The 13,866-nt window shown below is 47.5% G+C and carries 18 protein-coding genes; 16 read left to right on the top strand and 2 right to left on the bottom strand.

What is annotated here, in order from left to right; genetic code table 11:
- The first annotated feature begins 111 nt into the window (after positions 1-111).
- On the top strand, positions 112-933 hold the full coding sequence (locus ACXAGX_RS10580) for a hypothetical protein (RefSeq protein ID WP_474838207.1): 822 nt from the start codon (positions 112-114) through the stop codon (positions 931-933).
- A 39-nt stretch (positions 934-972) separates the two neighbouring features.
- Here ACXAGX_RS10580 and ACXAGX_RS10575 read toward each other — a convergent pair whose 3' ends face one another.
- Positions 973-3,195, bottom strand: coding sequence for an ATPase, T2SS/T4P/T4SS family (locus ACXAGX_RS10575; RefSeq protein WP_474838205.1), 2,223 nt, complete (start codon positions 3,193-3,195; stop codon positions 973-975).
- Positions 3,196-3,691: 496 nt separating this feature from the next.
- Between ACXAGX_RS10575 and rpsJ the strand changes: the two genes are divergently transcribed.
- The 12 genes from rpsJ to ACXAGX_RS10515 all read left to right on the top strand — a co-directional run bounded on the left by rpsJ (position 3,692) and on the right by ACXAGX_RS10515 (position 10,755).
- Positions 3,692-4,003, top strand: a complete 312-nt coding sequence (rpsJ, locus tag ACXAGX_RS10570; RefSeq protein ID WP_008845776.1) for a 30S ribosomal protein S10 — start codon at positions 3,692-3,694, stop codon at positions 4,001-4,003.
- Between the two features lie 18 nt (positions 4,004-4,021).
- The gene (gene rplC / locus ACXAGX_RS10565; RefSeq protein WP_474824887.1) at positions 4,022-4,660 is read left to right on the top strand and encodes a 50S ribosomal protein L3; all 639 of its coding nucleotides are present in this window, start codon (positions 4,022-4,024) and stop codon (positions 4,658-4,660) included.
- A gap of 18 nt (positions 4,661-4,678) precedes the next feature.
- Positions 4,679-5,284 carry a 50S ribosomal protein L4 gene (gene rplD / locus ACXAGX_RS10560; RefSeq protein WP_474824888.1) on the top strand — a complete coding sequence of 202 codons (606 nt, stop codon included), beginning with the start codon at positions 4,679-4,681 and terminating at the stop codon, positions 5,282-5,284.
- On the top strand, positions 5,281-5,580 hold the full coding sequence (rplW, locus tag ACXAGX_RS10555; RefSeq protein ID WP_474824889.1) for a 50S ribosomal protein L23: 300 nt from the start codon (positions 5,281-5,283) through the stop codon (positions 5,578-5,580). The genes rplD and rplW overlap by 4 nt, the downstream gene beginning before the upstream one ends.
- Positions 5,581-5,594: 14 nt before the next feature.
- A complete protein-coding gene (gene rplB / locus ACXAGX_RS10550) occupies positions 5,595-6,419 on the top strand; it encodes a 50S ribosomal protein L2 (protein ID WP_070125807.1) in 825 nt (274 codons plus the stop codon).
- Between the two features lie 15 nt (positions 6,420-6,434).
- The gene (gene rpsS, locus ACXAGX_RS10545) at positions 6,435-6,710 is read left to right on the top strand and encodes a 30S ribosomal protein S19 (protein ID WP_115592705.1); all 276 of its coding nucleotides are present in this window, start codon (positions 6,435-6,437) and stop codon (positions 6,708-6,710) included.
- A gap of 10 nt (positions 6,711-6,720) precedes the next feature.
- Positions 6,721-7,053: a 50S ribosomal protein L22 gene (rplV, locus tag ACXAGX_RS10540; protein WP_070125805.1), complete on the top strand. Its 333-nt coding sequence runs from the start codon at positions 6,721-6,723 to the stop codon at positions 7,051-7,053.
- 9 nt (positions 7,054-7,062) lie between these two features.
- Positions 7,063-7,767, top strand: a complete 705-nt coding sequence (gene rpsC / locus ACXAGX_RS10535) for a 30S ribosomal protein S3 (RefSeq protein WP_119499834.1) — start codon at positions 7,063-7,065, stop codon at positions 7,765-7,767.
- Positions 7,768-7,770: 3 nt separating this feature from the next.
- Complete coding sequence (rplP, locus tag ACXAGX_RS10530) at positions 7,771-8,184, top strand: 50S ribosomal protein L16 (RefSeq protein WP_070125803.1); 414 nt, start codon at positions 7,771-7,773, stop codon at positions 8,182-8,184.
- Positions 8,184-8,375, top strand: a complete 192-nt coding sequence (gene rpmC, locus ACXAGX_RS10525; RefSeq protein WP_070125802.1) for a 50S ribosomal protein L29 — start codon at positions 8,184-8,186, stop codon at positions 8,373-8,375. The genes rplP and rpmC overlap by 1 nt, the downstream gene beginning before the upstream one ends.
- On the top strand, positions 8,375-8,632 hold the full coding sequence (gene rpsQ, locus ACXAGX_RS10520) for a 30S ribosomal protein S17 (protein ID WP_070125801.1): 258 nt from the start codon (positions 8,375-8,377) through the stop codon (positions 8,630-8,632). The genes rpmC and rpsQ overlap by 1 nt, the downstream gene beginning before the upstream one ends.
- Before the next feature lie 245 nt (positions 8,633-8,877).
- Positions 8,878-10,755, top strand: a complete 1,878-nt coding sequence (locus tag ACXAGX_RS10515) for a DUF885 domain-containing protein (protein WP_474838203.1) — start codon at positions 8,878-8,880, stop codon at positions 10,753-10,755.
- A gap of 73 nt (positions 10,756-10,828) precedes the next feature.
- On the opposite strand, the gene ACXAGX_RS10510 is transcribed toward ACXAGX_RS10515, so the two are convergent.
- A complete protein-coding gene (locus tag ACXAGX_RS10510; RefSeq protein WP_474838201.1) occupies positions 10,829-11,473 on the bottom strand; it encodes an MOSC domain-containing protein in 645 nt (214 codons plus the stop codon).
- 190 nt (positions 11,474-11,663) lie between these two features.
- Between ACXAGX_RS10510 and ACXAGX_RS10505 the strand changes: the two genes are divergently transcribed.
- Genes ACXAGX_RS10505 through ACXAGX_RS10495 form a run of 3 tightly spaced genes read left to right on the top strand, consistent with a single transcriptional unit; the run spans position 11,664 to position 13,700 of the window.
- Positions 11,664-12,203, top strand: a complete 540-nt coding sequence (locus tag ACXAGX_RS10505) for an RNA polymerase sigma factor (protein WP_474838648.1) — start codon at positions 11,664-11,666, stop codon at positions 12,201-12,203.
- Positions 12,203-12,703 (top strand): hypothetical protein, encoded by a 501-nt coding sequence (locus tag ACXAGX_RS10500; protein ID WP_474838199.1) that lies wholly within the window; start codon positions 12,203-12,205, stop codon positions 12,701-12,703. The genes ACXAGX_RS10505 and ACXAGX_RS10500 overlap by 1 nt, the downstream gene beginning before the upstream one ends.
- A gap of 16 nt (positions 12,704-12,719) precedes the next feature.
- Positions 12,720-13,700: a DUF4097 family beta strand repeat-containing protein gene (locus ACXAGX_RS10495; RefSeq protein WP_474838197.1), complete on the top strand. Its 981-nt coding sequence runs from the start codon at positions 12,720-12,722 to the stop codon at positions 13,698-13,700.
- Positions 13,701-13,866 lie beyond the last annotated feature (166 nt).

Raw genomic sequence — 13,866 nt, 5'->3', positions numbered from 1 at the left:
TTGCGAACCCGAATTGAATACTAACTGAGGTTTTGGCTTTCAGCACTGCTGTAGCTTATTGATTTTCAGTACCTTTACAGAGTTTACAATGCCCGCTGGGTAGGGGGATTTATGCAAATTTTAGAGACGATGAGCGGTTACTTCACGAACACCGTTGATGTGGGCGACACTGTGGACAGTACCCAATCGACGCGTGATTCAACACTGATCACTGCGACGGAGACGGCAGATGGTTTTACGGCAATGTTATCTACCCTTACGTCGGGAGATACCAATACCAGTGCGCAGTCAGACGAACTGGTCTCTGGCATTCAATCGGCGTTTATGCGTTCTTTGGGTCTCGGTGGGGGCGCTGATGAAGCGCTGAACTTACTGACTTCTGATGAAGGCTTAGCCAAACTTCAGGGCTCTCTTTTGTCAGTGCTGAAAACCGATTTACTTAAGTCAGCTGTTTCTGCTTCTTCGAGTGATGAACAAGGCGTGACAGAAGAGGTGGTTGAAACGGAATCGGTAGACAGCGAAAACATAGCGTCTTCTGACTGGGCCACCTTTTTAGATAGCGCTTTTGGTGAAGATGGCGTTGACTGGAATGATGGCTTCGATGCGGTCAATCTGCTGCATCACATTCCATTGGTGTCTGACTTTTATCAGAATGTGTCTTCGAGTCATATTAGTGCCGCATCCGATTTAGCAGGTAGCTTTCTGTACGGCGGCCCTGCAGGGTTGGCTTATTCGGCGGTGAATCTGGGTGTAAAGGAAATGACCGGAGATTCCATCACAAATCATTTATGGTCGGCTGGCCATGACTGGTTGTTCAGCGAAGAAACCACAGGGACAGATGAGAGTGTGACAGAAGGTGTGGTTGGTGAACACGGCGAGGCAGTAGCGCAGTCGGCATACCAGTTCGCGAGGCGGAAATTCGATGCAGATTAAGCGGCAACAACGTGCCGCTTCTGCATAACTTGGGTAACGTTATTCCGCACCACTGACAATTTGCACTTGCGCGAGATCGGTATCGCCCTTGATCACTTTATAAATAGCATCCTGAACCAGTGTACGCATGCCGTCTTTCATCGCCTGATCTTTCATGTCAGATACACTGCCTTCTTTATATACCAGACTGCGTAGTTCCGGTGTCATGCCAAGCAGTTCGTGTACACCGGTCCGGCCGCGATAACCTGTACCACCACAATCATCGCAGCCCTCCGCTTTGTGCAGCATAAGCGGCGTTGGAAGGTTCAGTTCTGTAAGGTAGTCTTCACCATATTGACGTTTGATGAACGCCACGTCGCTCTCTGATGCTGGGTACTCTTTCTTACAGCTCTTACACAATGTGCGAATTAGTCGCTGCGCTAGAATACCCACACAAGCATCTGAGAAGTTTACCGGGTCCAGACCTAAATCCAGCAGACGGGTGATGGTTTCTGGTGCAGAGTTGGTGTGCAGAGTCGATAACACAAGGTGACCGGTAAGCGACGCCTCGATACCGGCATGGGCGGTTTCTTTGTCACGCATCTCACCGATAAGAATGATATCCGGGTCGGCCCGCAGGAACGCCCTTAGTGCCGCCGCGAAAGTAAAACCAATCTTCGGACTTACTTGCACCTGCTGTAAACCGGCCTGAGTAATTTCCACCGGGTCTTCGGCAGTCCAGATTTTCTTCTCTGGCGTGTTCAGATAGCCCAGCACCGCGTGGAGCGTGGTGGTTTTACCTGAACCGGTAGGTCCTACAACCAATAGAATGCCGTGAGGCTTACGAATCATACTTTCAAGGCGCTGCATGTTCGATGGCGCAAGGTTCATTTTATCGATGGGCATAGCACCACCGGAAGCCAGGATTCGCATTACTACGCCTTCACCAGCAACGGTAGGAATGGTGGCAACCCGCACTTCAACGAGCTGACCATTCATGCGGAATGACAGCTTACCGTCTTGTGGCACCCGTTTTTCTGCAATATTCAGGTTCGACAGAATTTTAATACGAGCGATGACCGCACTGTGGTGAGATTGCGGAATTTGACTCATATCTCGACACACGCCATCCACACGCATTCTCACGCGGGTAGGGCCCCCTTTTTCGGGGTCAATGTGGATATCCGACGCGTTTAGCCGCTTTGCATCGTGCAGAACCCGGCTCACCAGACGTACCACGGCTGGCGCGTCGTCAGACATTTCATCAACCTGGTCATCGCTGTCTTCATCGCCGGCACTGATCTCGTCGAGAATCTCGCTCATCTCACCGGGGGCACCACCACCGCTACCTTCGCCAAGGTATTGCATGACCTGATTAGGCAACGCGACGGCGATTTCGTAGGTATCTATGCCCAGCGCACTCTCTATTTCCATAAGCAGCGCAGCATTGTTCGGCTCTGCCATTAATACAGTGGGACGTTCGTGCGCATCGGCAATCACGGCAACAAGATTACGCTTTAGATAAGAGAGGTTTAACTTACTGTTGTTCTGATACAGGTGATATTTTTCCGGCAGGTACGGAATATAAGGTACCTGATAATGCACAGAAAGCGTATTACCTAGATCATTCTCGCGGATGCTATGTTCAGACATCAATCGTTGCACGAGAGCACGGTGATCGTTGGCGCTTTCTATTAACTCAGCTAGCGCTGTGGATGAAATTAGGTTTTTATGCAGCAACAGGTCGAAGGGGTTGTTAGTACCACCTAGCTCATATCGAAACTTATTTCCCAGCAGTTCCGTGAGGTTTTGAGCGACGGTGAGGTCGGTATCGTTGAACGGTCCTGTTTCCTTATTGATAAGCTGCATAACGCCAAGCAGAACGCCGGCATTCAAAATGGGCACACACAGAATATTATTGGTACGGAAATTTGTGCTCTTATCGAATTTGTCGGCGAAACGAAGGCGGGGATGAATACTGACTAATTCTTCAGTGTCGTAAGGGTTAGCAACGATCACAGGTCGTTGAGCAAGCGCGACATAACCTGCAATGGACATTGGCGAAATGGGAACCTTAATTTCCTGTGTGGCCTTTCCAGTTTTAAAGCGAGCAACCAAATCCTGGTGTTGCCGACGACGCATAAAAATACTCATACGCTGCGTATCGAACAAATCAAGAATGATGGATTCAATTTCGCTATAGGCATCAAGTAAGGAAGAGTGCTTCTCAAGGATGCTGTTGATTTTATCAAATGCCAACTGCTGACTACTGTTTCCGAGCATAAATAAAGGTTCTATTATTAAGACAAACCGACAATACGAGACATACCGGGCGAAAAAACGTGGTAGTGCCCGAAACTAATGCGTTTCACAATACCCCTTTCTGGTTAAACCAGCAACTGACCGACAAGGCAGAAGCCGCGATTTACCTGATACCGACAATGACTTACGTATAAATAACGCAGTACAACCTACCCACTGAATAAAAATAGATCAATTTTTACAATTCGTGGTTGCTTTGATTCATTAGTTCTGTATAATTCGCGCCCACTTGCCATGTACAACTTGTACAAAAGGCATGGTTTCGGCCGCAGCTACACTGCTTTTAGGGTAGATGCCGAAGCTACAACACCAGTAAACCGGTAACGTAGCGGGCGTGTCAGAAACAAAGAACAAGATTCCAATTGGGAATCACTGGTTTATACGCACATCTTTTCATCCCATATATAAGAGGGAGTGAGAAGATGATTTTTTTGTTCTTTCGATTGGAGCTTAATCGATGCCAAATCAAAGAATTCGTATTCGTCTTAAAGCGTTTGATCACAAGTTGATCGATCAGTCTACGGCTGAAATCGTAGAAACGGCGAAACGTACTGGTGCTCAGGTAAGCGGTCCTATTCCTCTGCCTACTCGCAAAGAACGCTATACAGTTCTGGTTTCTCCGCACGTTAACAAAGACGCGCGTGACCAATACGAAATCCGTACTCACAAGCGTTTGGTAGACATCATCGAGCCAACTGATAAAACAGTTGACGCGCTGATGCGTTTGGACTTGGCTGCTGGCGTTGATGTTCAAATCAGCCTGGGCTAATAAGAGAGGGTATTAACAATGGCGATTGGTCTAGTCGGTCGTAAAGTGGGTATGACTCGCATCTTCACTGAAGATGGCACGTCTATCCCTGTGACTGTTATCGAAGCGACCCCAAACCGCGTTACTCAGGTTCGTTCTGAGGAAACTGACGGTTATCGCGCTCTTCAGGTTACTACTGGTACTAAGAAAGCGAACCGCGTAAACAAAGCTGAAGCAGGTCACTTTGCTAAAGCTGGCGTTGAAGCTGGCCGCACTCTGGTAGAATTCCGCCTGGAAGACAACGAAGGTGCTGAAATTGAAGTTGGCAGTGAAATCACTGTAGAAATCTTCAACGACACCAAGAAAATTGATGTAACTGGTACTTCTAAAGGTAAAGGTTTCCAAGGTGCAATCAAACGTTGGAACTTCAGTTCACAACGTATGACTCACGGTAACTCTTTGTCTCACCGTGCTCCTGGTTCAATTGGTCAAAACCAATCTCCAGGTAAAGTTTTCAAAGGCAAGAAAATGGCTGGCCAGCTTGGTAACAAGCAAGTCACCACTCAGTCTCTGGAAGTTGTACGTGTAGACGTAGAAAACAGCCTGATCCTGGTTAAAGGTGCCGTACCTGGCGCAACTGGCAGCGATGTAGTCGTAAAGCCAGCTGTTAAAGCGTAACGTCTGGGGAGTTAAGTGATGGAATTAACATTGAAAGACGCGCAAAGCGCTCTTGAAGTATCCGAAGCGACCTTTGGACGTGAGTTTAACGAAGCTCTGGTACACCAGGTAGTTGTTGCTTACGGCAATGCTGCCCGTCAGGGTTCTAAAGCTCAGAAGACTCGTTCTGAAGTTCGCGGTGGTGGTAAGAAGCCATGGCGTCAAAAAGGTACTGGCCGTGCACGTGCTGGTACTATCCGCAGCCCAATCTGGGTTGGTGGTGGCCGCGCATTCGCTGCGAAGCCTCGTGACTTTGAGCAAAAAGTTAACAAGAAAATGTACCGTGGTGCTATCAAGAGCATCCTGTCTGAACTGATTCGTCAAGACCGTCTGGTTGTTGTTGAAAAGTTCGGCATCGATGAGCCTAAAACTAAGGCACTGGTAGCTAAGCTGGGTGAATTAGAACTGTCTGACGTTCTGATCGTTACTCCAGAAGTAGACGAGAACCTGTTCCTGTCTGCTCGCAACCTGTACAAAGTTGATGTACGTGATGTTGCTGGTATCGACCCTGTTAGCCTGATCGCATTTGAAAAAGTGCTGATTACTGCGGATGCAGTGAAACAACTTGAGGAGGCGTTAGCATGAAAGAAGAACGTCTACTGAAGGTGCTTAAGGCACCACACGTTTCAGAAAAGTCTACTATGGCTGCTGAAGCGAGCAACACGGTTGTATTCAAAGTAGCTAAAGACGCGAACAAAGCTGAAATCAAAGCAGCAGTTGAAAAACTGTTTGAAGTTGAAGTAGCTGACGTACGCACTGTGAACGTTAAGGGTAAAACCAAGCGTCACGGCATGTCTTTCGGTAAGCGTAGCGACTGGAAAAAAGCGTATGTATCGCTTAAAGAAGGTCAGGACATCGACTTTGTCGGTGGCGCTGAATAAGAAGGGGATTAGAAATGCCATTAATGAAAGCTAAGCCAACTTCTGCCGGTCGTCGTCACGTTGTTCAGGTTGTAAACCCTGATCTGCACAAAGGTGCGCCTCACGCGCCTCTGTTAGACAAGAACAGCAAGTCTGGTGGCCGCAACAACAATGGTCGTATTACCGTACGTCACCACGGTGGTGGTCACAAGCAACACTACCGTATCGTTGACTTCAAACGTAACAAAGATGGCGTACCTGCCAAAATTGAGCGTTTAGAATACGATCCAAACCGCTCTGCAAACATTGCTCTGGTACTGTATGCGGACGGTGAGCGTAAGTACATCCTGGCACCTAAAGGTCTGAAAGCAGGTGATGCGATTCAGTCTGGTTCAGATGCAGCGATCAAAGCAGGTAACGCCCTGCCTATGCGCAACATCCCAGTAGGTACAACTGTACACGCTATTGAAATGAAGCCTGGCAAAGGCGCGCAAATCGCTCGCTCTGCTGGTCAATACGCTCAGATCCTGGCACGTGAAGGTAACTACGTTACTCTGCGTCTGCGTTCAGGTGAAATGCGTAAAGTATTGTCTGACTGCCGTGCAACAATCGGTGAAGTTGGCAATGCAGAACACATGCTGCGTTCACTGGGTAAAGCCGGTGCGAGCCGCTGGCGTGGTATTCGTCCTACAGTCCGTGGTGTTGTAATGAACCCGGTAGATCACCCGCACGGTGGTGGTGAAGGACGTACGTCTGGTGGTCGTCACCCAGTGACTCCATGGGGTGTTCCTACCAAAGGTAAGAAAACCCGTAGCAACAAGCGTACTGATAAGCTTATCGTACGTCGTCGTAACAAGTAATAGCGAGGATTCACCATGCCACGTTCTCTCAAGAAAGGTCCATTTATTGACCTTCACTTGCTGAAGAAGGTAGAGGCTGCAGTGGAAAAGAACGACCGTAAACCAATTAAAACTTGGTCACGTCGTTCTATGATCATCCCAGATATGATTGGGTTGACCATTGCGGTCCATAACGGTCGCCAACATGTACCTGTCATCGTAAGTGACGAAATGGTCGGCCACAAGTTGGGCGAATTTGCGCCAACGCGTACTTACCGCGGCCATGTCGCGGACAAGAAAAGCAAACGTTAAGGGGTAGGAAATGGAAGCATTAGCTAAACATCGCTTTGCCCGCACGTCGGCTCAGAAAGCACGCTTGGTTGCGGATCAAATTCGCGGCCTGAACGTTGAAAAAGCTCTTGAAGTTTTAGCGTACAGCCCGAAGAAAAGCGCAGCATTAGTTAAGAAAGTACTGGAGTCTGCTATTGCTAACGCAGAGCATAACGAAGGTGCTGACATCGACGAGCTGAAAGTTGCGAAAATCTTCGTTGACGAAGGTCCAACGATGAAACGTATCAAGCCACGTGCTAAAGGCCGTGCTGATCGTATCTTTAAGCGCAGCAGCCACATCACTGTAGTTGTAGCGGATAACTAGGAGTAGAAAATGGGACAGAAGGTACATCCTACAGGTATACGCCTGGGTATCAGCAAACCATGGACTTCGACCTGGTACGCTAATACTGCAGACTATGCAGACAACCTGTATAACGATCATCAGGTACGTCAGTATCTGACTAAGCAGCTGAAAAACGCTTCACTTTCTAAAATCGTGATCGAGCGTCCTGCTAAGAGCATCCGTGTGACTATTCACACTGCTCGTCCAGGCGTTGTTATCGGTAAGAAAGGTGAAGACGTAGAAAAACTGCGTAATCACGTATCTAAGCTGGCCGGTGTGCCTGCTCAGATCAACATTGCAGAAGTACGCAAGCCAGAGCTGGATGCACAGTTAGTAGCTGACAGCATCTCTAGCCAGCTGGAGCGTCGTGTAATGTTCCGTCGCGCTATGAAGCGTGCGGTACAAAATGCAATGCGCCTTGGTGCCAAAGGTATCAAAGTTGAAGTTAGCGGCCGTTTGGGCGGTGCAGAGATTGCACGTTCTGAGTGGTACCGTGAAGGTCGCGTTCCACTGCACACTTTCCGTGCGGACATCGATTATGCGACTTCTGAAGCTTTAACTACCTACGGTATCATTGGTACTAAAGTTTGGATCTTCAAAGGTGAGGTTCTGGGCGGTCTGCCTACAAACCAGGAGCCGGCTGCGCCAGCTCAACCTAAGAAGAAAGGCCGCAACGCTAAGCGAGAGGGCTAAATCATGTTACAACCAAAACGCATGAAATTTCGTAAAATGCATAAAGGTCGTAACCGTGGTCTTGCTATTGCTGGTGGCAAAGTAAGCTTCGGCACTTATGGCCTGAAAGCAGTTGGCCGTGGTCGTATGACTGCACGCCAAATCGAAGCAGCGCGTCGTGCTATGACTCGTCACGTTAAGCGTCAAGGTAAAATCTGGATTCGGGTTTTCCCTGACAAACCAATTACTGAGAAGCCTCTTGAAGTGCGTCAAGGTAAAGGTAAAGGTAACGTTGAGTACTGGGTATGCCAAATTCAACCTGGCCGTGTTCTGTATGAGATGGAAGGTGTTCCTGAGTCTCTGGCACGCGAAGCGTTTGAACTGGCAGCGGCAAAACTGCCATTTAAAACAACCTTTGTAACTCGGACGGTGATGTAATGAAAGCGACTGAACTGAAAGATAAAAGCGTAGAAGAGCTGAACGCAGAGTTGTTAAACCTGCTACGCGAACAGTTCAACTTGCGCATGCAGCATTCAACTGGTCAGCTTGAAAAAACAGACCAGCTGAAGAAAGTGCGTCGTAACATCGCGCGTGTTAAAACCATTCTGACTCAAAAGGCTGATGCGTAATGACTGAGCAAAATGTTCGTACAGTACAAGGTCGTGTGGTTAGCAACAAAGGTGATAAGTCAATCACTGTTGTTGTTGAGCGTTTCGTTAAACACCCTATCTATGGGAAGTTCATCAAGCGTTCTACCAAGCTTCACGCACACGACGAAAGCAACACTGCTAACGAAGGCGATACCGTGACTATTCGCGAGTGCCGCCCTGTTTCCAAGACTAAGACTTGGACTCTGGTAAGCGTTGTAGAAAAAGCTAGCATGTAATTGCTGTTTTTATCTTGAAAAAGCCCGGTTTATCCGGGCTTTTTTGTACCTGAAATTTAGTGTTTCTTACTCATCCGTTAATAATTGCTTACATACACAATTCACTTCGTATACGAAATAGCGGTATGCTGTCGTTCACAAGGCGGTGTACGGTTATTGCTCCGTCTAATTACATCAAAAAATGACGTAACGATTAGATAAACCCAAACATCAACGATAATTCTAATAAACAAAGGGAATCAAGCATGAAATCTTCTGTAAAAGCCAGCTTTGGTTTTGCATTAAGTATAGTGGCTACCGCCATGATGGGTTGTTCGCCAGCGAATGAAGCCCCGAAAGAACAGTCAGAAGTTGTCGGCGAGGTGCAGGCAGAACAAACAGAAACCGAACGTCTGAATGCGTGGTTTGAAGAGCAATATGAAGAAGGGCTGAAAAAGTCTCCTCTTGCGTTAACTATGCAGGGTAGAAAGGAACGTTACGGTGAGTTGGATCAGATGTCTGAGCAAGCCTCCAACGAACGCTTTGCTGATATGGAAGCTGCGGTGAAGGAAATGAAAGAAACCTTCGACTACGACAAGCTGGATGACGATGCGAAGATTTCCTGGAACGTATTCCTGTTCGGGTACGAGCAGCAAAAAGCGATGAGACCGTTCGAACGTCGTGAATATACATTTAACCAGATGTTCGGTATGCATTCTCAGTTGCCTACTGTGCTGATTAACTACCACAAAGTAGGTAGTGAGCAGGATCTTAAGGACTATGTGAGTCGATTAGGTGAAGCCGGACGTGCAGTTAATCAACTGATTGATCGTGCGCGAGTGGCAGCTGATGAAGGCGTTAAAGCACCGTACTTCGCTTATGAAGGGGTAATACAACAGAGCAAAGGCATTATCTCAGGCAAGCCGTTCGATGATTCAGAAAATGACAATGCGCTTTACGGCGACTTCAAGGCTAAAGCCGAAGCGCTGGTCGAGCAGGGTACCCTGACACAAGAGCAGGCCGACAAGTATATTGAAGAAGCCGCTACTATGCTCACTACCAAGGTAGGACCTGCATACCAGACGCTGATTGACTGGTTCGAAGACGATCTGCCAAACCTGGATAAAGAAGCAAAAGGTGTATGGGCGTTGCCTGATGGCGAAGCTTATTACAATGTGATGCTTGCTCAGTCTACCACCACAGACATGACGGCGGATGAAATCCATGAGCTGGGCCTGAAAGAAGTGGCGCGTATCCGTGCTGAAATGGAAAAGGTGAAAGGCGAGCTGGGTTTCGATGGCACATTGCGTGAAATGTTCGATTACCTTCGCGAAGATAAATCTGACGAGCGCCTTTATTATGCAAATACCGATGAGGGTCGTGAAGCCTATCTGGAAGATGCCCGCAAATACATTAACGATATGAAGGAAATTCTGCCTGACTACTTTGGTCGTTTGCCAAAAGCTGATCTGGTCGTGAAGCGGGTAGAAGCTTTCCGAGAGCAACCTGGCGCCGCACAACATTACTATCCAAGCTCACCGGATGGCTCCAATCCAGGTGTGTATTATGTGCATCTGATTGATATGACTATGATGCCGAAAAGTGAAATGGAAGCGATTGCCTATCATGAAGGTGTTCCGGGCCACCACATGCAAATCGCCATTGCTCAGGAACTGGAAGATGTACCTACATTCCGTACTCAACAGTTCTTTACCAGCTACGTAGAAGGCTGGGCACTTTATTCAGAGCGTTTAGCTAAAGAGATGGGCATGTATAAAGAACCGATTAACGATTTCGGTCGTCTGCATTCCGAAATGTGGCGTGCAATTCGTCTCGTTCTGGATACCGGCATTCACGCGAAGAAGTGGACCGAAGCGCAGTCTATTGAATATTTCATCAATAACACGCCAATCTCTGAAGGCCAGGCCAAATCCGAAGTACGTCGGTACTTTGTAATGCCAGGACAGGCTACCGCTTATAAGATTGGTATGCTGAAAATTCTGGAATTAAGAGAAAAGGCGAAAACCGAGCTTGGCGAGAAATTTGATATTAAAGCGTTCCATGATTTAGTGCTGGGCGGTGGTGCAGTACCACTGAGCACACTGGAGTTAATGGTAAACGACTGGATAGCCTCGCAAAAGTAAGCGTGATTTCGTATTTATGAAAAAGGCACATCAGCATTGATGTGCCTTTTGTACTTATAGGCAAATAAAAGGTTCAGGATGCCCTTTTAATGACGCGTTCGCATTTCTCTCGCCACTCATCATCGAGTACCTCGATACCGACATAATCTTTCGCTTTCTCAGGTTGGCCTTTGTCGTATACCGCCGTCATGAGTGCAGCAATACTCACTGTGTGTTGCGGGCGTGAGACTAATGCTACGGCGTCCCCCACTTGCAAAACACCGGTTTCAAGCACTCGATAGTACCAGCCTGTAATGCCATTAAGCCCAACGAAGCGATCCAGGTTCTTAATCTCATAGCGATGGGATATTTTATTGCACGGTGCCCGAGGAGCGCTAACCTGCAGTAGCACGTTACCCATTTTATATACATCACCAACATGCACGTTGTTGTCGTCCATACCGGCCACAATCATATTCTCGCCGATCGTCCCAACGGTGAAGGCTTTTTCAGGAAATGCCTCAGTTAATGCCTGATAACCTTTATGGCTATATTGGTGCAGTACCTTTTCAGGGCCACCGTGTAGCTTTTTGTTTCCTTGTTCATCTTCATCTGTTCCATCGATGTTAACGTGAAGCTGTTGAACTGCTTGTTTCTGAATGGCGCTAGGTGCACCACGAGGGCCGAAGGGAACTGGTTTGGCAGCAAAAAGCGCTTCAAGGTGCATATCTGAATGCATAGCGATGTCCTGTGGTAATTGGTAGGCGACTAATGTAAAAAAAACCAAGACGCATTTAAACCTTTTCATCTGGCGATGCGACTAATGAAATATCAGGATCAAAAAACACCGCGCTTAGCGATGAAATAAAAAAGTAAAAGCGTAAACGCTCAAGGAACGCATGGAATTATCACACGCCACAGTCACAGATATGACACCTGACACTTTAAGAGTGCGGGAAAGTGCACTTTTGCGTGCTGCAGCTAACGGTGACCGCAATGCATACCGAGAAATTTACGACAACCATATCAACCGTGTTTATGGGTTGTGTTTTCGGTTAACCGGCGAACGGGGGATGGCTGAAGATGCTGCTCAGGAAGTGTTTATTCAAGTCTGGCGCACATTATCGAATTTCGATGAGCGCAGTCAATTATCTACCTGGCTACACAGTGTGGCGGCGAATGTGACAATCAGCTACATGCGGCGGCAGAAAAACTGGTTGCAGCGCATGTTCGACATCGAAAGCGTCACATTGGCAGAACCCGAGACGTCTGGTTGTAGTAGTGAGGTCGATCTTGAAAAATACATTCTTCGATTACCGGAGCGGGCTCGAGTGGTGTTTGTATTACATGCCGTCGAAGGATATCGGCACGAAGACATTGCCACTATGTTGAAAATTGCATCGGGTACGAGTAAAGCACAGTACCACCGAGCGCGTCAGTTGCTCGAAGACTGGATGGGAGCAGACTAATGGCTGAGCATAACGACAAGCTATCAGTAGCGCTGGCGAAGCTAGAGAAAGAAAAAGTGCCTGAGAAGGATTTGTGGGCAGGGATTGCGCATAGCATTAATGACAACATCCCTGCCACTCCCGTTAAGCAAAGAAGGGGCGTGGCAATGCCTATTGCTGCTTCCTTAATATTAATTGCTGCAGTGTTGTTTGTTACCAGAATGGATCCACTTTCAGATCCGTCATCACAAGGTATGCACGGTGATGCACTGGTGCAGGCCATCAGTAAGCAGCATGAAGAGCAAAAATTGTCGCTGTTAACCCGCTTCAGTGAGAAAGCTGCTGTGACGGATGATTGGCAGCAGCAACTTAATGAACTGGATGATGCGGCTGCGGCGGTAAAACGTGCGCTAGCCGAAGATCCAGACAATACCGCTTTGCTGGGCATGCTCCAGCATATTTACCAACAACAGTTATTGCTGATTGAGCGAGTGCACGCGCCCAAGTGGCAGCAAATTTGAACTTAAGGAATGATATATGATTCGCACTAAACCTTCGCACTCAACGGTCACCGCACTGGTATCAGCAAGCCTGCTTTTTGTAACATTGGCGGCTCACGCCAAAGAAAAAGTTGATAAACGCCTGGAGACTTCTGCATCTCCCCACGTAGAGATTGAGCACGTGTCCGGTAAGGCGAAAATTATTGGTTGGGATAAAAATGAAGTCTACGTTTCCGGCGAGCTTGGCGATCGCACAGAAGAATTTATTTTCGAGAAGGACGGTAATGACATTACCATTCAGGTAGAAACCAACCATCGTAAAATCAACTGGAAAGAGAAAGATTATGACGATGGTGATGATCTGACTATTTATGTGCCTACAAAATCTGGTGTGTCTTACACGGCTGTGAACGCAGGCGTAAGTGTAGAATATCTTACCGACAGTGTTCAATTGGAAGTGGTGAACGGCGATATTGATGCCAAAGACATAGCCGGTCGAATGAAATTAGAAACTGTAAATGGTGACATTTCGCTTAATGCAATACGTGGCTTACTTCAAATTGAAACCGTTAATGGTGACGTGAAAGGCGAACACGAAGGTGACGAACTCACAAAAGTGATGACGGTGAATGGCAATGTGAAGCTTAAAACATCGAGTCCAGTCGTTGAGTTTGAATCAGTGAATGGTGATGCGGAATTAGAATTGGCTCTGATAAAATCGCTGTCATTGACTACCGTAAATGGTGAGATCGAAACATCAATGACCCTCGACAGCAAAGCGGATGTGGAAGCTTCATCCGTAGGGGGCACCATCGCTCTCACCATGCAGAAAGACGTGTCAGCGCGCTTCGAATTGGAAGCCCATGCCGGAGGCGATATTGTTAATAAGATTACCAGCGACAAACAGAAATCTGCCAAGTATGGCCCGAGTAAATGGCTTGAGTTTTCGGTAAATAAAGGTTCGGCAGGGGTGGAAATGTCCACCGTGCACGGCGAGCTCATTGTTGAAACTAAGTAGCAAGCTAAAAAAGTATCCAATATCAAAATAGTTGAAAGGGCAGGAAATCATCAGGTTTTCTGCTCTTTTTTGTAAACATCTGAACCTCTCTTCACGCAAGCAGACCAACTATCCAATAAGCACGATAAGCTCTCTCGGCCGCTTGTTTAATTTAACCTTTTTGACC

The sequence above is a fragment of the Alteromonas sp. ABV4_515 genome (assembly GCF_056160345.1).
The sequence above is the reverse complement of the archived record's forward strand: the minus strand, read 5'-3'. Positions and strand labels throughout refer to the sequence as shown.